Annotated in this window: 23 protein-coding genes; 10 read left to right on the top strand and 13 right to left on the bottom strand. The window is 66.5% G+C overall.

Annotated features, from left to right (window positions below):
* The first annotated feature begins 35 nt into the window (after window positions 1-35).
* Window positions 36-1,301 (top strand): CAP domain-containing protein, encoded by a 1,266-nt coding sequence (locus PA01_02130; GenBank protein ID KON80600.1) that lies wholly within the window; start codon window positions 36-38, stop codon window positions 1,299-1,301.
* A gap of 347 nt (window positions 1,302-1,648) precedes the next feature.
* Here the strand turns inward: PA01_02130 and PA01_02125 are convergent, their stop codons facing one another.
* Genes PA01_02125 through PA01_02115 form a run of 3 tightly spaced genes read right to left on the bottom strand, consistent with a single transcriptional unit; the run spans window position 1,649 to window position 4,112 of the window.
* Window positions 1,649-2,158 (bottom strand): hypothetical protein, encoded by a 510-nt coding sequence (locus PA01_02125; GenBank protein ID KON80599.1) that lies wholly within the window; start codon window positions 2,156-2,158, stop codon window positions 1,649-1,651.
* Entirely contained in the window at window positions 2,155-2,592 is a 438-nt protein-coding gene (locus tag PA01_02120) for a DNA polymerase III subunit chi (protein KON80598.1), read from the bottom strand. The genes PA01_02125 and PA01_02120 overlap by 4 nt, the downstream gene beginning before the upstream one ends.
* A 17-nt stretch (window positions 2,593-2,609) precedes the next feature.
* Window positions 2,610-4,112, bottom strand: coding sequence for a leucyl aminopeptidase (locus tag PA01_02115; GenBank protein KON80597.1), 1,503 nt, complete (start codon window positions 4,110-4,112; stop codon window positions 2,610-2,612).
* 109 nt (window positions 4,113-4,221) lie between these two features.
* Between PA01_02115 and lptF the strand changes: the two genes are divergently transcribed.
* Window positions 4,222-5,301 carry an LPS export ABC transporter permease LptF gene (gene lptF / locus PA01_02110; protein ID KON80596.1) on the top strand — a complete coding sequence of 360 codons (1,080 nt, stop codon included), beginning with the start codon at window positions 4,222-4,224 and terminating at the stop codon, window positions 5,299-5,301.
* Entirely contained in the window at window positions 5,298-6,377 is a 1,080-nt protein-coding gene (gene lptG / locus PA01_02105; protein KON80595.1) for an LPS export ABC transporter permease LptG, read from the top strand. Before lptF ends, lptG begins: the two co-directional genes overlap by 4 nt.
* Window positions 6,378-6,521: 144 nt before the next feature.
* Here lptG and rplS read toward each other — a convergent pair whose 3' ends face one another.
* From rplS to PA01_18455, 5 genes are all read right to left on the bottom strand, one after another.
* Entirely contained in the window at window positions 6,522-6,908 is a 387-nt protein-coding gene (rplS, locus tag PA01_02100; protein ID KON80594.1) for a 50S ribosomal protein L19, read from the bottom strand.
* 85 nt (window positions 6,909-6,993) lie between these two features.
* On the bottom strand, window positions 6,994-7,785 hold the full coding sequence (trmD, locus tag PA01_02095) for a tRNA (guanosine(37)-N1)-methyltransferase TrmD (GenBank protein ID KON80593.1): 792 nt from the start codon (window positions 7,783-7,785) through the stop codon (window positions 6,994-6,996).
* A 7-nt stretch (window positions 7,786-7,792) separates the two neighbouring features.
* Window positions 7,793-8,299: a ribosome maturation factor RimM gene (gene rimM / locus PA01_02090; GenBank protein ID KON80592.1), complete on the bottom strand. Its 507-nt coding sequence runs from the start codon at window positions 8,297-8,299 to the stop codon at window positions 7,793-7,795.
* A gap of 21 nt (window positions 8,300-8,320) precedes the next feature.
* The gene (gene rpsP / locus PA01_02085; protein ID KON80591.1) at window positions 8,321-8,572 is read right to left on the bottom strand and encodes a 30S ribosomal protein S16; all 252 of its coding nucleotides are present in this window, start codon (window positions 8,570-8,572) and stop codon (window positions 8,321-8,323) included.
* A 13-nt stretch (window positions 8,573-8,585) separates the two neighbouring features.
* Window positions 8,586-9,335, bottom strand: a complete 750-nt coding sequence (locus PA01_18455) for a hypothetical protein (protein ID KAI5913009.1) — start codon at window positions 9,333-9,335, stop codon at window positions 8,586-8,588.
* Between the two features lie 776 nt (window positions 9,336-10,111).
* Here PA01_18455 and PA01_18450 point away from each other — a divergent pair.
* Entirely contained in the window at window positions 10,112-10,285 is a 174-nt protein-coding gene (locus PA01_18450; GenBank protein KAI5913008.1) for a hypothetical protein, read from the top strand.
* Here PA01_18450 and PA01_02075 read toward each other — a convergent pair.
* Window positions 10,273-11,496 carry a YihY family inner membrane protein gene (locus PA01_02075; GenBank protein KON82246.2) on the bottom strand — a complete coding sequence of 408 codons (1,224 nt, stop codon included), beginning with the start codon at window positions 11,494-11,496 and terminating at the stop codon, window positions 10,273-10,275. The genes PA01_18450 and PA01_02075 overlap by 13 nt on opposite strands.
* Window positions 11,497-11,562: 66 nt before the next feature.
* Here PA01_02075 and wrbA point away from each other — a divergent pair, with 66 nt between their 5' ends.
* Entirely contained in the window at window positions 11,563-12,159 is a 597-nt protein-coding gene (wrbA, locus tag PA01_02070) for an NAD(P)H:quinone oxidoreductase (GenBank protein KON80590.1), read from the top strand.
* Complete coding sequence (locus PA01_02065) at window positions 12,159-12,518, top strand: DUF2069 domain-containing protein (GenBank protein ID KON80589.1); 360 nt, start codon at window positions 12,159-12,161, stop codon at window positions 12,516-12,518. The genes wrbA and PA01_02065 overlap by 1 nt, the downstream gene beginning before the upstream one ends.
* Before the next feature lie 38 nt (window positions 12,519-12,556).
* Here the strand turns inward: PA01_02065 and PA01_02060 are convergent, their stop codons facing one another.
* From PA01_02060 to PA01_02045, 4 genes are all read right to left on the bottom strand, one after another.
* Entirely contained in the window at window positions 12,557-14,092 is a 1,536-nt protein-coding gene (locus PA01_02060) for a 2-isopropylmalate synthase (protein KON80588.1), read from the bottom strand.
* 276 nt (window positions 14,093-14,368) lie between these two features.
* The gene (locus PA01_02055) at window positions 14,369-15,688 is read right to left on the bottom strand and encodes a ferric reductase-like transmembrane domain-containing protein (protein ID KON82245.1); all 1,320 of its coding nucleotides are present in this window, start codon (window positions 15,686-15,688) and stop codon (window positions 14,369-14,371) included.
* A gap of 45 nt (window positions 15,689-15,733) precedes the next feature.
* Window positions 15,734-16,228, bottom strand: coding sequence for a diheme cytochrome c (locus PA01_02050; GenBank protein ID KON80587.1), 495 nt, complete (start codon window positions 16,226-16,228; stop codon window positions 15,734-15,736).
* A gap of 63 nt (window positions 16,229-16,291) precedes the next feature.
* Complete coding sequence (locus tag PA01_02045) at window positions 16,292-16,708, bottom strand: DUF1924 domain-containing protein (protein ID KON80586.1); 417 nt, start codon at window positions 16,706-16,708, stop codon at window positions 16,292-16,294.
* Between the two features lie 193 nt (window positions 16,709-16,901).
* Here PA01_02045 and PA01_02040 point away from each other — a divergent pair, with 193 nt between their 5' ends.
* The 4 genes from PA01_02040 (at window position 16,902) to PA01_02025 (ending at window position 20,367) form a co-directional block, all read left to right on the top strand.
* Window positions 16,902-17,237, top strand: coding sequence for a PepSY domain-containing protein (locus PA01_02040; GenBank protein KON80585.1), 336 nt, complete (start codon window positions 16,902-16,904; stop codon window positions 17,235-17,237).
* Complete coding sequence (locus PA01_02035) at window positions 17,237-17,899, top strand: response regulator transcription factor (protein ID KON80584.1); 663 nt, start codon at window positions 17,237-17,239, stop codon at window positions 17,897-17,899. The genes PA01_02040 and PA01_02035 overlap by 1 nt, the downstream gene beginning before the upstream one ends.
* Window positions 17,896-19,266: a sensor histidine kinase gene (locus PA01_02030; GenBank protein KON82244.1), complete on the top strand. Its 1,371-nt coding sequence runs from the start codon at window positions 17,896-17,898 to the stop codon at window positions 19,264-19,266. The genes PA01_02035 and PA01_02030 overlap by 4 nt, the downstream gene beginning before the upstream one ends.
* 168 nt (window positions 19,267-19,434) lie before the next feature.
* On the top strand, window positions 19,435-20,367 hold the full coding sequence (locus tag PA01_02025) for a DUF533 domain-containing protein (GenBank protein ID KON80583.1): 933 nt from the start codon (window positions 19,435-19,437) through the stop codon (window positions 20,365-20,367).
* The last annotated feature ends 47 nt before the right edge of the window (window positions 20,368-20,414 follow it).

Below are 20,414 nucleotides of genomic sequence, written 5' to 3'. Positions count from 1 at the left end.
GACTCCATGAATCGAATAACACCAGGACAGAACGAATGTCGCAAGCCAACGCCTACGAGCAGTACATGCTCGAACTCATCAATAGCGAACGCGCCAAGGTGGGCGCTCAGCCGCTCGCCTTCGATGGCGATCTGAACGAATCGGCCGAGAATCACAGTTCATGGATGATCGCGACCGACACTTTCTCACATACCGGCGCAGGCGGATCGAGTCCCGGTGGGCGTATGAAGGCGGCAGGCTACGTGTTCAGCGGTTCGTGGGCGTGGGCCGAGAACATTGCCTGGATGAGCACACGCGCCCCTGCCGGCCTGCAGGACGAGGTGCTGCAACTTCACACCAACCTGATGAATTCCTCCGGCCACCGCGCCAACCTGCTGAACGACACCTACCGCGAGATCGGTGTCGGTCTCGAAGTCGGCCAGTACGGCAGCTACGAAGGCGCGTTCGTCACGCAAAATTTCGCCCGTACCGCGTCCAGCCCTTTCCTGACCGGTGTCGCCTTCGACGATCTGGACGGCGACCGGCGTTACGACGTCGGCGAAGGTCTGGGCAGCTTCACAATCAGCGCCAGGAACAACACCACCGGAGCGGTGACAACCACGACAACGACGGCAGCAGGGGGTTACGACATCGGGCTGGCCGCCGGCACCTACACGGTGACGTTTTCCGGCAGCGGATTCACCACCACGATCCAGCAGGCCACGATCGGCACGCGGAACGTGAAGCTCGACCTGATGGACCCGATCGCCAGCGGTGGCACCGTGGCCTCGACAACGCAGCCCGGCACGATTACCGGCACGTCCGCGGGGAACACGCTGAGCGGAACGACCGGCAACGACGTGATCTTCGGTCTTGGCGGCGCCGACACATTGTACGGCCGGGCCGGTGCCGACCAGCTGTACGGCGGTACTGGCAACGATCGGCTGTACGGCAGTACCGGCAACGACCGGCTGTGGGGCGGAGCGGGCGCGGACGTGCTGAGCGGCGGGACGGGAACCGACATCTTCGTGTTCGACGCGCCGTTTGTCGGCGCCGTCGACCGCATTACCGATTTCTCGCCGGCGGACGATATGATCCGCCTGGAGAACGCGATCTACACCGGCCTGGTTACGGGTGGCCTGCGCACCTCTGCCTTCCATGCCGGTACGAAAGCACACGATGCGACGGATCGGGTGATCTACGATGGCGGAACAGGGGCCCTCTATTACGACGCCGACGGCACCGGGACGATGGCTGCCCAGCAGTTCGCCCAGCTGACCCCGGGACTCGCCGTCACCCACGCGGACTTCTACGTCATCTGATCGGGGAATCCGCCCGAGCGGGCACGGAACAGTCGGGAAGGCAAGGGAGCCTCACTGGTCGAGCTGCAGACGAATGCGAAGAGGAGAGCCGGCTGAACCAGCGGCTGTTCGAGAAGAACGTCATCTCGCGCCCGCGCCTGCTGCAGCTGCAGGGTCAGCGGGCCGAAAGTGCCGCCAGGTTCTCGGAAAACCCGGCCGAGATCGCGAGTGAAGCGTCGCGAACCGGGGTCTGCCGCGAGAGAATGAGGGTGCGCTGCAGCGCGATCCGGGCGCGTGCCCCATCCTTCGTGTTCGCCCGCCGCGACTCCGTCCGGGAGTCGTCCCGCTGGTACGATCTGACGGGTCGCCTATTCGTCGTGCGACATCTGGCGAGATCCGGCGTCGCTGCCCGGACCGCCTTCCAGGCTGCGGGAGATGCGCTCCGACAACGCCGGGAGCAGGGTTGCGCGCACGTGGGCGAGCGTTTCGACCCGCAGGCGGTCGGAGAGTTTGTCGAGTTCGCGCGACAGCAGTTGCGGCAGTTCGGTGGCGAACCAGTTCTCGATTTCACGCGAAATTGCGGTGTCGAGGCTGACGAGCTGTTCGGCAAGTTCGCTCGCCGCGATCGGGATGGGCTCTTCTGGCGCCGCTGCCGCAGGAAGCGGTTCGGCAAGCTCCAGCCCTTCCAGTTCGGACGGGTCGACGATGTCGGTCAAAACCGGTAGTTCGTCGTCGTCGAGCGCGACGAATTCATCGGGTTCCGGAAGATCGGCGCCCTTGTGTCGGCGCAGCAGCGCATCGGCCTTGTCGAGGAGTTCGTCCGCAGCTTTCAGGTCGTCGTCGGGATCGATCCGCAGTGGCTCGCTCCAGCTGCTCATATCGCCTCCCGCCGTACCGCATCGAACGCCTGCAGCGGCAGTTCGCGCTGCTTGTAGTGTGCCCAGCGCGCCCGCGCGGGGAGTCTCAGCGCTTCGCTCTGGCCGACGATCTCGACGAGCAGGCGAAAGCGCTCGAAATCCGGCGGAATGTCGTCGGCAAGATTGAACAGCAGCTCGGCATGCGGCCAGGAGATCGTCCGGCCAGCGTCGCCGATGACGACCGGAGTGCGGGCGGCCAACGGCGCGTCCGCCATCGCGTGGGGGACGAACATCAGCGGGTCGAAGGTCCACAGCAGCTGGTCGAGCTCGCGTGCCGCGGCTGCGTCCGACACCCGCAGCGCAACCCGGCGGCCCCCAGCGTAGGCGCGGGCAGCCAGTTCGCACGCCAGCGCGAGAGGGTTCTCGGCGTTGTGGTAGAACTGCACCCGCGTCATGAGCGTCGACGCCGCGTTCAGCCCGGCGCCCCCTGGCTGCGGGCGATCAGGAATTCGGCGAGCAGCGGCACGGGCCGCCCCGTCGCGCCCTTGGCGTCGCCCGACACCCACGCGGTACCGGCGATGTCGAGGTGCGCCCATTTGTACGCTTTCGTGAAGCGCGCGAGGAAGCATGCTGCCGTGATCGTGCCGGCGAAGCGCCCGCCGATGTTCCCCATGTCGGCGAAATTGCTCTTCAGCAGCTCCTGGTATTCGTCCCACAGCGGCAGCTGCCACGCGCGGTCGCCGGACATGGTGCCGCAGTCGAGCAGTTCGCGCGCGAGCGCGTCGTCGTTCGCCAGCAGTCCGCTCGGGATCTTGCCTAGCGCGATGACGCAGGCGCCGGTGAGCGTCGCGATGTCGACGACGCAGGCGGGCTTGAAGCGTTCGGCGTAAGTCAGCGCGTCGCACAGGATCAGCCGGCCTTCGGCATCGGTGTTGAGGATCTCGATCGTCTGACCGCTCATCGACGTGACGACGTCGCCCGGTTTCGTCGCGCCGCCGCCCGGCATGTTCTCGGTCGTCGGGATCAGGCCGACGACGTTGATCGGCAGCGCCATGCGCGCGATCGCCTTGAACGTGCCGAGCACGCTCGCGGCGCCGCACATGTCGAACTTCATCTCGTCCATTTCGGCGCCGGGCTTCAGCGAAATGCCACCGGTATCGAAAGTGATGCCTTTGCCGACCAGCACGATCGGCTTGTCCTTCGACTTGCCGCCCTTGTAGTGCATGACGATGAACTTGGGCGGCTGGTGCGAGCCGCGCGCGACGGACAACAGCGAGCCCATGCCGAGCTTTTCCATGTCGTCGCGGTCGAGCACTTCGACCTTGAGCTTGTACTGCTTGCCGAGCGCAACCGCCGTGTCCGCGAGATAGCTCGGCGTGCAGAAATTGCCGGGCAGATTGCCCAGGTCCTTCGCCAGCGCCATGCCTTCTGCGATCGCCTGGCCGCGCTGGACGGCAACCTCCATGTTCGCCGTGATCTTCTCGCGCGTCAGCAGCACGACCTTGCCCGCGCCGCGCCGCTTCGAGTCCTTCTTGTCCTTGCTCTTCGTCGCGTCGAAGCGGTAGGCGCCATCCGCGATCGCGCGGACGAGCTGCTGCAGCGCCCAGTCGATGTCGCGCCCGGGTACCGGAGTATCGGCGAGGCATACGGCGACGTCGCTCGCCGGACCCGACGCGAGAGCCTTGCCGACAGCGGCGAGCGCGTCGCGCCACGCCTTGTCACCGAACTCGTCGCGCTTGCCGAGGCTCACGGCAAGCACGCGTTCGCACGCGCTGCCGGGCAGGTCGTGGACCGCCAGCAGCGAGCCGGCCTTGTCCTCGAGGTCGCCGCGGGCGAGGAGCGCGGCGAATTTTCCCTTCGAAGCCTTGTCGAGAGCGGCTGCCGCGTCGCCGAGCTGTCCGTCGGCAAAGACCCCGACCACGACGCTGCCGGTCTTCAGTTTTTCCGGCGTCCCGGTCTTTATGGTAAATTCCACGCACAGCTCCTTTGATAGACGCGACGTTCCGATTGCCGCCGATTATGGCCCGTCCCCGGCGAATGCGTCAAAAGTCACTTTCCCCAACGCATATCGAATCCTTCGCGCGATGATTTTCAGCCGCGCTCTTCAGCGTGAGTTCTTCCAGTCGGCCGCAGGCGTGTTCGTGGCGCTGTTCGCCATTCTGATCACCGTGGTGCTGATTCGCCTGCTCGGTCAGGCCGCCGGCGGGCGCCTGCCGTCCGATGCGGTGCTCGCGCTGATCGGCTTCGGTTCGCTGAGCCGCCTGCCGATCGTGCTGTCGCTGACGGTGTTCATCGCGGTGCTGCTGTCGCTGTCGCGCTCGTACCGCGATTCCGAGATGGTCGTCTGGTTCGCCTCCGGGCTGCCGCTGACGGCGTTCATCCGTCCCGTGCTGCGCTTTGCGTTGCCGATCGTGTTCACGATCGCGGCGGTGACGCTGTTCGTTGCGCCGTGGGCGCAGCTGAAGAGCGCGCAATACCAGGCGCGAATCGATGCGCGCAACGACGCCTCGCGCATTGCGCCCGGAGTGTTCCGGGAGTCGGTCGGCGCGCAGCGGGTGTTCTTCGTCGAAACGGGAGCGGGCGAGGATGGCAAGGTTCGCAACGTCTTCGTCAGCACCGAGAAGGACGGACGGCTCGATGTCATCGTGTCGGCCGAAGGATCGTTGCGCACCGACGCGGATGGCGACCGTTTCGTCGTCCTCGAGAAAGGCCGCCGCTACGAGGGCGAGCCCGGTTCGCCCGAATACCGCGTGCTCGAGTTCGACCGCTACAGCGTCCTCGTCGAGGAACGCGAAGCGGCAGGACCGGCATCGCGCGCCAGCACGACACCGACGCTGGAACTGCTGACCGACCCAACCCCGCGCCAGCTCGGCGAACTGCTCGGGCGTATCGGCATGCCGGTCGCCGCGCTGCTGCTGGCGCTGATGGCGATCCCGCTGTCGTTTGTCAATCCTCGCGCGGGGCGCGCGAACAACCTGCTGTTCGCGATCCTGACGTATCTCGTCTACAGCAATGCGATCAGCGTGTTCCAGGCGTGGGTGTCGCAGGGCCGGCTGCGGTTCGAGCTGGCAGTATGGCTGCCGCACGTCGTCGTTCTCGCGGTTCTCGCGCTGATGTTCTATCGGCGGCTGGCGATTTCCCCGTTCTGGCGAGCCCGCGCATGAACCGCGTGCTGACCCGCTATCTCGCGCGGGAAATTCTCGGCGCAACGGCGATGGTGCTGCTGGCTTTCCTCGGCCTGTTCGTGTTCTTCGACTTCATCAACGAGCTCGATGTGGTCGGCAAGGACGGTTATGAACTGCACCAGGCACTGATTTTCGTCCTGATGCTCATCCCGGGCCGGGTGTACGAGCTGCTGCCGGTGGCGGTGCTGATCGGCACGCTGTACGCGCTGACGACGCTCGCGCGCCACTCCGAAATCACCGTCATGCGCGTGTCCGGGATGTCCACGCCCGCGATGCTGCGCGCCCTCGGGGGGATCGGCGTGATCTTCGTCGTGCTGACGTTCGTCATCGGCGAATACGTCGCCCCGCCTGCCGAGCAGGCGGCGCAGCAGTGGCGGCTGACGGCGACCCATTCGGCAGTGTCGAACCAGTTGCGCTCCGGGCTGTGGGTCAAGGACGGTTCGCGCGTCGTCAACGTGCGCACGGTGCTGCCCGATCGCAGCATGGAGCAGGTGCGGATCTACGATTTCGATGCGCAATACGCGCTGCAGTCGATCAGCGAGGCGGCGACCGGGCAATACGACGCGGCGCAGCAGGGGTGGCGGCTCGAAGGGGTGCGGCAGACGAGATTCCTCGACAACCGCACCGACGTCGTCGATCTGCCCGAACTCACGTGGCGCTCGGATCTGACGCCGCAGGTCCTGAGCGTGCTGATGGTCGTTCCGGAACGCATGTCGGTGGCGACACTCTTCGCGTACATCACCCACCTGCGCGAGAATCGCCAGAACGCCGATCGTTATGAAATCGCGCTGTGGAAGAAGCTCGTCTATCCGTTCGCGGCGCTCGTCATGATGGCGCTGGCGCTGCCGTTTTCCTTCACCCACGACCGCATGGGCGGAGTCAGCATGAAAGTGTTTCTCGGTGTCATGCTCGGTATCGGCTTCCACCTGCTGAATGGCCTCTTTTCGAGCCTCGGCGTCATCAACAGCTGGCAACCGGCGCTCGCGGCGTTGACGCCGAGCGCGCTGTTCCTCGCCGCGGCAGCGGGGATGCTGGTCTGGGTCGAACGGCGCTGACGTGATGCCGGACGGCGGCGGAAGCCGTCGCAATGGCGAAGTCGCGCGGTGAGGTGGGCAGTGAGGTGGGCAGTGAGGTGGGCAGTGAGGTCGACAAAAAACGGGCCTCGCAAGGCCCGTTTCCAGCTACCGATCGACGTCCGCTCAGGCTTTCTTCGCGGCCGGCGCCTTGTAGTTGAGCTTTTCCTTGATCCGCGCCGACTTGCCCGAGCGCTCGCGCAGGTAGTACAGCTTGGCGCGGCGCACGTCGCCGCGGCGCTTCACCTCGATGCTGTCGACCAGCGGCGAGTAGGTCTGGAACGTGCGTTCCACGCCTTCGCCCGAAGAGATCTTGCGGACGATGAAATTGGAGTTCAGGCCGCGATTGCGCTTCGCGATCACGACGCCTTCATAGGCCTGCAGACGCTCGCGCGTGCCTTCCTTGACTTTCACCTGAACGATCACGGTGTCACCGGGAGCGAACGCGGGGATGGTCTTGTTCTGCGTGAGGCGGGCGATTTCTTCCTGTTCGAGCTGCTGAATCAGGTTCATTTGCGACTCCTGTCGTTTCAATGGCACTTGGCCTTGCAGGCAGAGCAGGCCCGAAGCCTGATGCATGCGGTTTGTATGCGGGCGTTCAGGCGCTGCCGCCTTCGGCCCCTTCTTGTTCGTGCCTGAATTCTTCAAGCAGCGACAATTCTTCCTTGCTCAGCGGGCGCCCGTCCAGCAGGTCGGGGCGCCGTCGCCAGGTTGTGCCCAACGCCTGCTTGAGCCGCCAGCGACGGATCGCGGCGTGATTGCCGGAGAGCAGCACCTGCGGTACGCGCTCTCCTTCGTAAATCTCCGGCCTCGTGTAGTGGGGACAGTCGAGCAGCCCATCCACGAACGAGTCTTCCTGCGCCGATTCCGCATCGTTCAGCGCGCCGGGAAGCTGGCGCACGATCGCGTCGAGCAGCACCATCGCCGGCAGTTCGCCGCCCGAAAGGACGAAGTCCCCGAGCGACAGTTCTTCATCGACGCAGCGATCGATCAGCCGTTGATCGACCCCTTCGTACCGTCCGCACAGCAGCGTCAGCGCCGGCAGGGCGGTCAGCTCCACGACCTTCGCGTGATCCAGCGGTCGGCCTTGCGGCGACAGGTAGATCACGCGTCCGGCGGTGCCGAGCGCTTGCGCCTGCGCCGTTCTTGCCCTGTCGACCGCTTTCTCGAGCGGTTCGGCCAGCATCACCATCCCCGGCCCCCCGCCATACGGGCGGTCATCCACGGTGCGGTGCGGGTCGGAGACGAAATCCCGCGGGCTGTGGAAGGCGATCTCGTAGAGACCGCGCTCCAGTGCTCGCCGCGTGATACCGCTCGCCGTCAGCGCTGCGAACATCTCCGGGAACAGCGTGATCACATCGAAGCGCCTTGCGGCCGCCGGGGCGTTCACGCTGCCTTCACCAGTCCTTTTGCCAATCGACACGGATCGTCCGCGCTGCGAGATCCACGTCGAGCACATAAGCTGCGACGAACGGAATCAGCCGTTCCTCGTCGCCGTCGCGCACCTGCAGTACGTCGTGAGCGCCGGTGGACATCAGGGCTTCGACCGTGCCGAGCGCTTCGTCGGCCTGGTTGACGACCGCCAGTCCGATGAGGTCGCCCCAGTAGTATTCGTCTGCGTCGGGTTTGGGCAGCGCTTCGCGCGGCGCCCCGATGAAACGGCCCTGAAGCGCTTCGGCCGCATTGCGATCGCCGTGGCCGACGAAGGCTGCGACCAGTCCGGCGCCGTGCTCCTTGAACCCCGCGAGCTCGACCGGTTGCCACGCCGATTCTGGCGCGTCGGCGTCGTCCGCGAGCCACCACTGCGGCATCTCGCCCCAGGACAGCGGATCATCCCCGAAAGGATGAACCTTGACCCATCCCTTGACGCCAAAAGGGGCGACAATGCGCCCCAGTACGATCATGTCGGCGGGCTGCCGGAACGATCAGGCAGCGGCTTTCGCTGCTTGCTTGGCCAGACGGAGCACCGTCGGCGACAGCTGGGCGCCGTGCTGCTTCCAGTATTCCAGGCGCTCGGCGTTGACGACCAGGCCTTTTTCGGACTCTGCAGCCATCGGGTTGTAGAAACCAACGCGCTCGATGAAGCGCCCATCGCGACGGTTGCGCGAATCGGCAGCGACGATGTTGTAGAACGGGCGCTTTTTGGCGCCACCACGGGCAAGGCGAATGACGACCATTTGGGTGTCCTGATTAGTAGGTGCGAAAAGCCGACGATTGTAGGGCATATGCTCGGTGGGGACAAGGGCCGTCTTCATCGTGACGCAATTCACGCACGCTCGATGTTCGCGGGTGCGGAGGCGGTGCAAGGCGCGCAGCGCGGTGATTCTTGACTAGAATGCCGGATCTTTTGGACGGAACCCGCACCGCATGACTTCCCCCGACCCCGTTCCGGCTTGCGTCGCTGCGGCACTTGCGTGGCTCGACGCGGAGCCGGCCGACGATCCGGGCGTGGACCTGGAACGGCTGCGCGCCCATTTCACTGCGCTTTCGGAGCTGCCGGTCGGCAACATGCGGTTCCTGCAATGCGTCGAACAGTTCGAAGCGCGGGTGCTCGATGTCTGCGAACGTTTCAAGTCCCGGCTTCTCGCCGCGGCGCTGCCGGTGCCGCGCAGGCAGCACGTCGCGGCGGCCGAACTGACCGGCGCGCTGCTGGAGATCGCCGCGAGTCTGCAGCGAGTGATGGCGATCATGCGTGACGGGGGAATGCGGACAGGCAGCGATCCGGACGTCTACTGCGCACGAGCGTTGCGGCTCGTGGAGGAAGCCTGCCTGATCGCGATGATGGGCGGCAGACCGGCTCCCGGCGAGTCGTGGCGCCTCGCTTGCGAACTCGCGGTCGCCGGCGACACTGCCGACACAGATGGCGATGCGCTTGCCGGCACGGCTGCCGCAGACGTGGCGCTGCAGTTCAAGCGCCTCCTCGCGCTCGCCGCACTGCAACCGGAAACCCTGAGCGCTCGCGAAGTCGTGTGGGCGCACGATTTCCTCGCGCAGGCAGCCGCCGCGGCGGAGTTTTCACGCGTGCCACTCCTGCCGCTCTCGGCCGCATTCTGGATCGATCCGGCGGCGGGAACGCCGCCGGTGCCGATCGCGCGTGGCAAGCCGCCGGTGTCGGACACGCTGCTGTATTTCTCGGCTTACGGCGTCGCCCGTGCGCTATTGCCAAAGCTCGAATGGCTCAGGGCGGGCATTTCTCCCGAGGCGTCGGTCGGGTTTGCCCCGGACAGTGAGGCGTTCGGAATGGAAGGGCCGGGACTGCCGGTCGGGCTGACTCCGGACGAGGCGCTGTCGCTGCTCGGGCGGATGCGCGAGCGCTGGATGTCTCCGCCGAGCCGCACCGACACGCGGCGTTCCGGTCGATATCCGGTGCAGGTGTGTGTCGGGCTGCAGGCGCTCTGGGACGCGAGCCGCGACGCTGGCGACGCTGCGAGCGTTGCCGAATGGATCGTGATCAACGAGAGTTCGGGCGGCTACGCGATCATCGCCGTCGCGGGGGTGACCGGCAGTGTCGCGGCCGGGATGCCGCTGGCACTGCGCCGGGATGCCGCGGAGGCGTGGACGCTGTGCCTCGTGCGCTGGATTCGCCACGACAGCCCGGATCGCGTCGAGCTCGGGCTGCAGGTGATCGCATCCGCGTGGAGCGCCGTCATGCTGGGTTTCGGCGGCGGCGAAACGCCAGCGATGGTTCCGGCGCTGCGATTGGCGCCCGTGCCCCCGTGCGCCGCCATCCGGCGCTCGTCGCCGCGGCCGGCACCTGCAAGTCGCGCGCGTTCAGCCTCGTGCAGGAGAGCGATCACCTGTATGTCGCGCAGGCGCGAGTCCTCGGTCTGGACATGCAGACGGCGAGCGTGGAAATCTTCCAGTACGAAATCGATCTTTATCCCGGTTGAACCCTGCTCCCGGCCGAAGTCAGCGCGGACAGCGGCAGATCGGCGCAATGCAGGGCCGTGGCGAGCTGCTCGGCGATGCGCCGCGAGGCCTCGTCGTCGCCCGCAGCTTCGCGCCAGGCCGCCGGGGACAGCGCAAAGCGGTTCACGACCGCTGCCAGGCCGATCTCCGCGGCTTGCCGGCTCAGCAGCCAGTTCCCCTCTTCGGTGTGCGCGACCCAGCCCGCGTCGCGCATCTCGCCGAGCAGCGCCTCGCCTTCGTTGCTGCTGACGCGTGCGCCAACCTGGAGCGTCGCGAACGGAAGCGTGGTGCCGGCGTGCTGGGCTTCGGCGAGCGCGATGAGCATCGTCACCGCGGCCCACGCACGATCGCCGGGGAATGCGCGCAGGATGCGCGCGCGCTCGAAGAAGCTGGGCAAGGTCGCCGACAGCGCCGCACCGAGCAGGATCACGACCCACGACAGATAGAGCCAGACGAGAAAGATCGGCAGCGCCGCGAAAGTGCCGTAGATCAGCGTATAGGTCGGCATGCGGACGAGGAAGAGCCCGAACAGCCGCTGCATCAGCACGAACGCGACCGCTGCAGCGACGCCGCCGGCGAGCGCATGGAGCATCCGCACCGGATGGTTCGGGACGACGTAGTACAGAACGCTGAACAGCGAACCGAGCAGGACGGTCGGCACGAGGCGGGCAAACGTTTCGCCGAGCCACGACCCTTCGCCGGCCAGCGCGATCGATGTCGCGACCAGATGGCCGGTCGCGAGCACGGTGCCGCCGAGCGCAAGCGGGCCGAGGGTCATTGCGAACCAGTGAACCATGAGGCGGGTGAGGAGCGGGCGCGGACGACGCACGCCCCAGATGTGATTGAACACGTGGTCGATCGTCATCAGCAGCATCAGCGCGGTCAGCACCAGCAGCACGGTGCCGATCAGCGTGAGCCCGGCCGCTTGCTGCGAGAACTGGTACGCATAGGTCGCGATGATCTGGCCGGCACGCTCCGGCAGCAGGTTTTCGAGCAGGAAAGTGCGCAGTGACGCGCCGAGGCGCGAGAACGCGGGAAAATTGCTGAACAGGGCGATGATCACCGTGACCAGCGGAACGATCGCCAGCAGCGTCGTGAAGGCGAGGCTGCCGGCAACCTGCGGGCAGCGGGTGGCGAGGAAACGTCCGGCCAGCAGGCGCATGAACTCGCGGGCGGCGGTCAGCGGCATCATCGAGTGGGTTCCGGGCGGCGCGAGGCAGACGCGTATAATTTCGTCATTCTAGCTGCGGCTGTCGATATGAAAGAAATCCTCGTCCTGTATTACAGCCACCGCGGCTCGGTGCGCGCGCTCGCCGAGCACATCGCCCGCGGCATCCATCAGGTGCCGGGTGTCGCGGCGCGCGTGCGCACCGTGCCGCGCGTGTCGACGGTATGCGAAGCCGTGGAGGACGACATTCCCGCCGCCGGGCCGCCGTATGCCGAGGCGCGCGACCTGCAGGAGTGCATCGGCCTCGCGCTCGGCAGCCCGACGCGGTTCGGCAACATGGCCGCGCCGCTGAAGTATTTTCTCGACGGGCTCGCCGGCGCGTGGGTCAATGGCACGCTCGCCGGCAAGCCGGCAGCGGTGTTCACGTCGACGGCGAGCCTGCACGGCGGGCAGGAATCCACGCTGTTGTCGATGATGCTGCCGTTGCTGCACCACGGCATGCTGATCGTCGGCCTGCCGTATTCCGAGCCGGAACTCAACGCCACGCGAAGCGGCGGCACGCCGTATGGCGCGAGTCACGTGTCGGGCGCGGATGGCAATCCCGAACCGAGCGACGACGAGATGCGCCTCGCCGTCGCGCTCGGGCGGCGCCTCGCGTCGAGCGCGCTGAAACTCGCGGAGCGGTGATGACGCTGCGGGCCTTGAACTTCGCATCGAGCGTCCTGCTCGTCGCCCTGATCGCGCTGTGCCTGCTGTGGGAAATCTGGCTCGCGCCGCTGCGCCCGGGCGGCTCGTGGATGATGCTGAAAGTGTTGCCGTTGATGCCGGCGCTGTTCGGCGTGTTGAAAGGGCGGCGCTACACCTACCAGTGGCTGTCGATGCTGGTGCTGCTGTACCTCGTCGAAGGGGTCGTGCGCGCGAGCGATCCCGGCTTGGCCGGAGCCCTCGCGATCGCCGAAGCGGCCCTCGCGATGCTGCTGTTTGCGAGCGCCGTGCTGTATGCACGGCGCTCGGCCCCGTCGCGCCAGCGGCCGGAGAACGCCTGATCGAGGCCGCCCGCATCGGCGCTGGCGGCCGCGGCAGCTCACAACTGCGGGTTCAGCCGCTCGAGCTTGCTGTGCAGCTTGTTCAGCGCGTTGAGATACGCTTTCGCCGACGCGACGATGATGTCGGTATCGGCCCCCTGGCCGTTGACGACCTTGTCTTCCCTGGCCAGGCGAACGGTGACTTCGCCCTGCGCGTCGGTGCCGGTGGTGATCGCATTGACCGAATACAGCAGCAGCTCGGTGCCGCTGCCGGCGATCGCCTCGATCGCCTTGAACGCGGCATCGACGGGGCCGGATCCTTCGGCTGAAGTGCGCGTCTCTTGGCCGTCGACGGACAGCGTCAGGTCGGCCCGCGGCGTCTCGCCGGTCTCCGAATGGAAGCGCGAGGCGACGAGGCGGTAGTGCTCCTGGTCGGGAGTGACGACCTCGTCGCTCATCAGCGCCTGGATATCCTCGTCGAAAATCTCGTGCTTCTTGTCGGCGAGTTCCTTGAAGCGCGCGAACGCGTGGTTCAGATGCTCTTCGGACGCGACGACGATGCCGATTTCCTGCAGCCGGCTGCGAAACGCGTTGCGTCCGGAATGCTTGCCGAGGACGAGCTTGTTCGCGCCCCAGCCGACGTCCTCGGCGCGCATGATCTCGTAGGTTTCGCGGTGCTTGAGCACGCCGTCCTGGTGAATGCCGGATTCATGGGCGAAAGCATTCGCGCCGACGATCGCCTTGTTCGGCTGGACCGGAAAACCGGTGACGCCCGAAACCAGCTTCGACGCCGGCACGATCTGCGTGGCGTCGATGCGCGTGTCGCACGGAAACACGTCCTGGCGCGTGCGTACCGCCATCACCAGTTCCTCGAGCGCCGCGTTGCCGGCCCGTTCGCCGAGCCCGTTGAGCGTGCATTCGACCTGACGCGCGCCGGCCATGACGGCGGCGAGCGAGTTCGCGACGGCAAGGCCGAGGTCGTTGTGGCAATGCACCGACCAGACGACCTTGTCGGCGTCCGGCACGCGCTCGATCAACGTGCGGATGGTCTGCGCATACTGCTCGGGGACGTTGTAGCCGACGGTGTCGGGCACGTTGATCGTCTTCGCACCGGCCTTGATGACGGCCTCGAAGATGCGACAGAGGAAGTCGATTTCCGAGCGGCCGGCATCCTCTGCCGAGAATTCGATGTCGTCGGTGTATTCCTTGGCCCAGCCGATCGCGCGCACCGCCTGCTCGACGACCTGGTCGGGCGACATCCGCAGCTTCATTTCCATGTGGATCGGGCTGGTCGCGATGAAGGTGTGGATGCGTCCGCGCGCGGCGACGCGAATCGCCTCGCCGGCGCGGCGGATGTCGGCTTCGTTCGCGCGCGCGAGGCCGCACACCGTCGATTCCCTGATCGCTTCGGCAATCGCGCGAACCGACTCGAAGTCGCCGTTCGAAGCGGCAGGAAAACCGGCTTCGATGACGTCGACGCGCATCCGCTCCAGTTGCCGGGCGATGCGCAGCTTCTCGTCGCGCGTCATCGACGCGCCGGGGCTTTGTTCGCCGTCACGCAAAGTGGTATCGAATACGATCAAGTGGTCTTTCATCGTCGGCTCCTGTGGAAATGGGATGGCGAAAGCGGATATGACAAGTGCCGGCGCTTTCACGCCGGCAGCAGGCAAACAACACGAAGGGAGGGGAATGTATTTAGCGCGCGGGGCGCAGCAGCGGGCCGAGCAGCAGCAGGCCCGCCGGCAGAGGGCGAAGCGACAGAAGGGAGGGGTCGCGTTCGAAAGTCATGCTCGGGACTATAAAACAGGCGCCGGAAACTGCGCAAGCGCGAGGCCGATTGTTTTTGTCGATCCTCGCGATTGCGAGCGCCGTCAGCGCATTTCGAACGCCTCCTGGTGAAACCGCACGCGCCTCATGCCCAAACGACGCAGTCCGCTGCGCAGCGCCTGGGCAAAAGCCGGCGGCCCGCAGAACCAGATTTCCGGCTGGCGCGGGCCGGCGTGGCGGGCGTGCAGCGCTTCGGCGGTCAGCGGCCGGTCGCGGTCGGTGCTGACGACATGCAGGCGGATTGTCGGCAGCGCGGCGCACAGCGACTCGAGGCGCGCCACGAACGGATCGTCGTCGCGCTGGCGCGTGCAGTAGTAGAAGTCTGCGACCGGAGCTTGCGCCAGCGCTTCCTGCAGCGACTCGAGCCACGCCAGGAAAGGCGTGACGCCGATGCCGCCGGCGATCCAAACCTGTTCCGACTTGCGCGTACCGCGGCGATAGTCGAAGCGGCCGTACGGGCCTTCGATCGTTACCGGCTGGCCGGCAGAAAGCCGCGCCGCGAGGCCTTGCGTATAGTCGCCCAGACCCTTGATCTGGAAAGCGATGCGGCGGTCGCCACGGTCGGCGCACGCGATCGTGAAGGGGTGGGCGCCTTCGATGCGATCGAACGTGACGAACGCGAACTGCCCGGGGCGATGACCGCGCCAGCCGTCCTCGAGGCGGCAGACGACCTCCGTCAGACCGGAGGCCTGTTCCCGCACCGACTCGATGCGACCGCCGACCTGGCGCGCCCGCCCGATGCGTCCGGACAGCGAGCGCAGGCCCGAAACGGTGCCGGCGGCGATGAACAGCGCGAGCAGCGCACCGATCGCGCCCGTCCAGTAGTCGAGCGGCGCGAGGAACGCGGCGTGGATCGCGAGCATGCCGTACAGCACCGGCATCGCATGGTGCACGTGGCGCCACAGCCGGTACGGCAGGCGCTTCCACAGCGTCAGCACGAGCATCGCGATCAGCGCGTAGATCGCCCATTCGCCGAAATCCTCGGCAACGTCGCGCATGACTTCGAGAAAGCCGCTTTCGTGTTCTTTCGGCAACCGCCCTTCGCGGCCGACGACAGACTTGATGAGATCGTCGGACATCTCGACGAGCCAGTGCAGCGCCGCGAAGCTGATCGCGAGAATACCTGCCCCTTTATGCACGCGGTAGATCCGGTCCATGCCGCCCAGCGGCCGCTCGAGCCACGCCGGCCGCGTCGCCAGCACGATCGCCAGCGACATCAGCGAGAACGCCCACAGCCCGGTTAGATACAGCGCTTCCTGCCGCACCGCCCAAGGCAGGGACACGCCGTCGGCGGGGCTCGATGACGAAGTGATTGCCCAGGCGACGGTCACGAGCGCGAGGAAGCTGGCGATTAGGGTCTTCATGGTCGTGTCCGGATTCAAGGTCGGAAAAGGGGCCTGCATCATTCGTCAGTCGTCCTCGAAATAGCCGTCGTTGGCATCCACGTGGCACGCGGGACAGTTGGCCTTCGAGCCGACGTCCTTGTGTTGCCACTCACTGCGCGACACCTCGTCATGTTCGCGGACCCATTTCGGCAGTTCGGTGATGCGCTGCGGCGAAGCCCCGGCTGCCACGCCTTTCATCAGCTTGCGTCCGTAGCGTCGGCCGCCGCTGTCGGCGGCGTTGTCGACGAGATAGCGGGTGACATGCGCGGCGGTCTCGGGGTCGAGGCTGGCGTTGTCGCCGAAATGATCGTCGAGCTCGACCATCATGCGTCGCCAGGATGCGGCGGGCAGCATCGCCGGCGGAAACGCCATATGACAGCTGCCGCATTCGTCGACCGTGGATTTGTCCGTGACGGGCGGGAAATAATCGTCGCCGCCGGCGCGAGCCCTGGTCAGCACTGTGGCGGTCAGGCCGACGACGAGCAGGCTGGCGACGACCGAACGTACGGATGTGTCCATGCGATTCTCCTTTTCCGGAAGGCAAAACGATTCGGACGGGCGGGGAAGGGTGGGGAAGGGCGATCAGCGGTTCATCATGTAGGCCAGCCAGTCCCCCTTTTCGAGCGGGGTGCATTCGCGACCCAGCACTTCGTCGCAGTTGCGTTTGAACCACTTTTCGACTTTCGTGGCGTCCTTGTAGCGCTCCGGCGAAACCGACAGCGCCATCGGCTCGATCGGCTTTCGCGTGCGGGTGCGACCGGCGCTGCGGGCGTCGTTACCGTGGCAGGACGTGCAGGCTGGCGTGTCGGCCTTGCCCGTGTTGTGTTGCGTGCGGTGCAGGGTTTCGCCGCGAGCGGCCGAAAACCCGGCGAAATCCGGGTCGGCGGCCTTTGCTGCCGCGGCGTAGCGATCGATCAGGGTTTCCCGCGGCCCGCCGATTGCTGTCGACGCGAGGCCGAACGCGCATAGGAAACCGATTGCATAGCGTGTGGGAGGCATGTTTTCATCCTTGTCGTGGCGGCACTGCGGTTCCGGCCGGGACGGTGGGTGACGGCGATTGCAAAGCGTGACTGGAGTGTGGAGCGGCGTGCCTGAACCCAAGCTGAAGCGGCCGTTCATGGTGCGTTCATGGCGAGGCTGCTAAAAACGGGCTGCCGGAACATTCGCAGATCGCCACAACCGGGAGTCACTCGTGCGCTTCGTTTCCCTCATTGCCGTCATCGTGTCGTCGGTCGTTGCGTTGGGACCGTCCGCTCTTCTCGCTGATGACGAGCACGACCACGATCGCGCCCGCCGCGCCGTTGAGCGGGGGGAAGTGATGCCGCTGCAACGCATACTCGACAACGTCGAGCGCGATCACCCGGGGCAGGTCATCGAAGTCGAGCTCGAGCAGGAAAAGGGGCGCTGGATATACGAAATCAAGGTGCTGAAAGCGGGCGGCGCGCTCGTCAAACTGGAGATCGACGCGCGCGACGGGGTCGTGCTGCGGGATCGCGAACGTGCACCGGGAACAGGAGGGAGGCGCTGATGCATGTCCTGGTCGTCGAAGACGAACCGACGCTTGCCGCACAGCTCGTCGAAGCGCTCACGACTGCCGGCTACGCGGTCGACCATGCCGACAACGGGCGGGACGCCCACTTCATCGGCGACGTCGAAGCGCTCGACGTGGTGGTGCTCGATCTCGGCCTGCCGCTGATGGACGGGATCACGGTGCTGAAGAAATGGCGCGCGGCCGGACGCACGATGCCGGTGCTGATCCTCACCGCACGCGACAACTGGCATGAAAAAGTCGCCGGGATCGATGCCGGCGCCGATGATTACCTCACCAAGCCGTTCCACATGGAAGAGCTTCTCGCGCGCCTGCGGGCGCTGATCCGGCGCGCCGGCGGCCACGCCAGCGCCGAGCTCGCGTGCGGTCCGGTACTGCTCGATACGCGTGCCGGGCGCGTCAGCGTGAATGGCGATGCCGTGAACCTGACCAGCCACGAGCTGCGCGTGCTCGATTACCTGATGCACCACCAGGGTGAAATCGTGTCGCGCAGTGATCTCACCGAGCACATCTACGCCCAGGATTTCGACCGCGATTCGAATACCATCGAAGTCTTCATCGGCCGCCTGCGCAAGAAGCTTCCGCCCGGGATGATCGAAACAGTCAGAGGCCTCGGCTACCGCATGGCTTGCCCGACGTGAACCTGTTCGGCGCACCGCCCGGATCGCTGCGCGTGCGGCTGCTCGCCGGCAGCCTGGTGTGGATTCTCGGGACGCTGACGCTGACCGGGTTCGTTCTCGCCGATCTTTTCCGGCGCCACGTCACGGAGCGATTCGAAGCCGAACTGCGCATCCATCTCGACCAGCTCACCGCGAATCTCGATTTCGCCGTCGACGGCACACCGCGGTTGCGCGCCGAACTGAGCGACCCGCGGCTGCAGAAGCCGTATTCGGGACTCTACTGGCAGATCGACCGCGCTGCGAACGGGGGGCAGCCGGCGGTGCTGCGTTCGCGCTCATTGTGGGACACGACGCTGCGCGTGCCACCCGACAGTCCGGCCGACGGTGAACTCCATGTCCACCGCATCGCCGGACCGGACCGCGCCCAGGCCGTGATGATGGAGCGCGTGGTCCGCCCGGCCGCTTTCCCCGACGAGTCGCTGCGCCTGAGCGTCGCCGCGGACGAGCGCGGCATGACCGATCCGGTGCGCGAGTTCGTCGGCCTGCTTGCGATCGCGCTCGGCGTGCTGGCGGCCGGTCTCGTCGCCGCGGTGGTGCTCCAGGTATCGGTCGGACTCGCGCCGCTGCGCCGGCTGCGCAGTGCGCTCGGCGAAGTGCGTGACGGACGCACGCGGCGTCTGAACGGCGCCTATCCGAACGAAGTGCAGCCGCTCGTCGACGAACTCAACGCGCTGCTGCAGCACGACGCCGAAGTGGTTACCCGCGCGCGGACCCAGGCGGGCAATCTCGCCCACGCCGTCAAGACGCCGCTGGCGGTGCTCGGCAACGCCGCGGCGCGCGAGGACGGCCCGCTCGCACGTCTCGTCGCCGAGCAGGTCGCGACCGCGCAGCGGCAGGTCGACTACCATCTGGCGCGTGCGCGCGCCGCCGCCGCGGTGCAAGTGCCGGGGATGCGCACGGCGGTCCTTCCGCTGGTCGAATCGCTGCTACGGGTGATGAAGCGCGTGCATGCGGAACGTGACCTCGAGATTGCGATCGAAGCCTGCGCCGGCGAACCCGCTTTTCGCGGCGAAGAGCAGGATTTCCAGGAAATGCTCGGAAACCTCGTCGACAACGCGTGCAAATGGGCGCGGCACCGTGTCGAGGTCCGCATCGCCGTCGAGCGCAGCCAGCTCGTGATCGTCGTCGACGACGACGGCCCCGGGCTCGCAGCGCCGGAACGCGAAGCCGTGTTCGGTCGCGGGGTGCGCGCCGATGAACGCACGCCCGGGTCGGGGCTCGGGTTGGCGATCGTGCGTGACCTCGCACAGCTCTACGGCGGCGACGTGCGGCTGGATGCCGCGCCGGCCGGTGGCCTGCGTGTCGAGCTGACGCTGCCGGCCGTTTAGGGAAGCGCTGATTTATTCCGTTCGCCCTGAGCTTGTCGAAGGGCATTCCCTGCAACAACAAGGGCTTTGACAGGCTCAGCCCGAACGGTTTTGATTTAATCAGCGCTTCCTTAGGGTTCGCCGCGATGCGCGACCTTTGTATTTTCCAACCTACCGTGAGAGATATCGATGAATCCCGAACAGACCCGCTCCCTGATCACGATCTGCCTCATGGCGGCGTTCGCCGACGGGCACCAGGACCCGCGCGAGCGCGAGCACGTGCGCCGCGTCGCCGAGTCGCTGTCGGCGCAAGCCGGCATCGACTTCATGCCGCTGTATCAGGACGTGCTGCTCAAGCGCATCAGCCTCGAGCAGGCGGTCGAAGCGCTCGGCAGTCCGGAGCTGCGCCAGCTCGCATTCGAGATGGCGGTCGGCGTGTGTGATGCGGACGGCGTGCATGACGCCGGCGAGACGGCTTTTCTCGACCGGCTCAGCGGTGTGCTCGGACTCGCGCCCGCCTCGTCGGCGGCGATCGTGCGCGACGCCGATGCGCTGGCCGAAGCGCCGGTCGACAAGGCGATCCCCGAAATACCCGTCGCCGCCGGACCCGACCAGGCCGAACTCGACAAGATGATCCTCAACGCCGCGATCCTGAACGGCGCGCTGGAACTGCTGCCCGAGTCGCTGGCGTCGATGGCGATCATCCCGCTGCAGACGCGGCTCGTGTATCGCGTCGGCAAGGCGCACGGCTTCGAACTGGACCGGCGGCACATCACCGATTTTCTCGCGACCGTCGGCGTCGGCCTGACGTCGCAGTACGTCGAGCAGTTCGGCCGCAAGCTCGTCGGCGGACTGCTCGGCAAGATGCTCGGCGGCACGGGCCGGACGATCGGCAGCGAGGCGACGGGTTCGGCGTTCTCGTTCGCGACGACCTATGCGCTCGGGCATGTCGCGAAGCGCTATTACGCGGACGGCCGCAAGCTCGACGCGGCGGCGCTGAAGACGAGTTTCGCGCAACTCACCGACAGCGCGCGCGGGCTGCAGGACCGTTACGCGCCGGAAATCGCGCAGCGTGCGCGCACGCTCGACCTGAAGCGCCTGACGGCGGAGCTGCGCGCCTGAAGAGCGGCCTCCGCAGGCGAATCCTCGCGGGCGGTGGAGTTCCGCAC

Source organism: Azoarcus sp. PA01, from assembly GCA_001274695.2.
GTDB lineage: Bacteria > Pseudomonadota > Gammaproteobacteria > Burkholderiales > Rhodocyclaceae > Aromatoleum.
The sequence above is the reverse complement of the archived record's forward strand: the minus strand, read 5'-3'. Positions and strand labels throughout refer to the sequence as shown.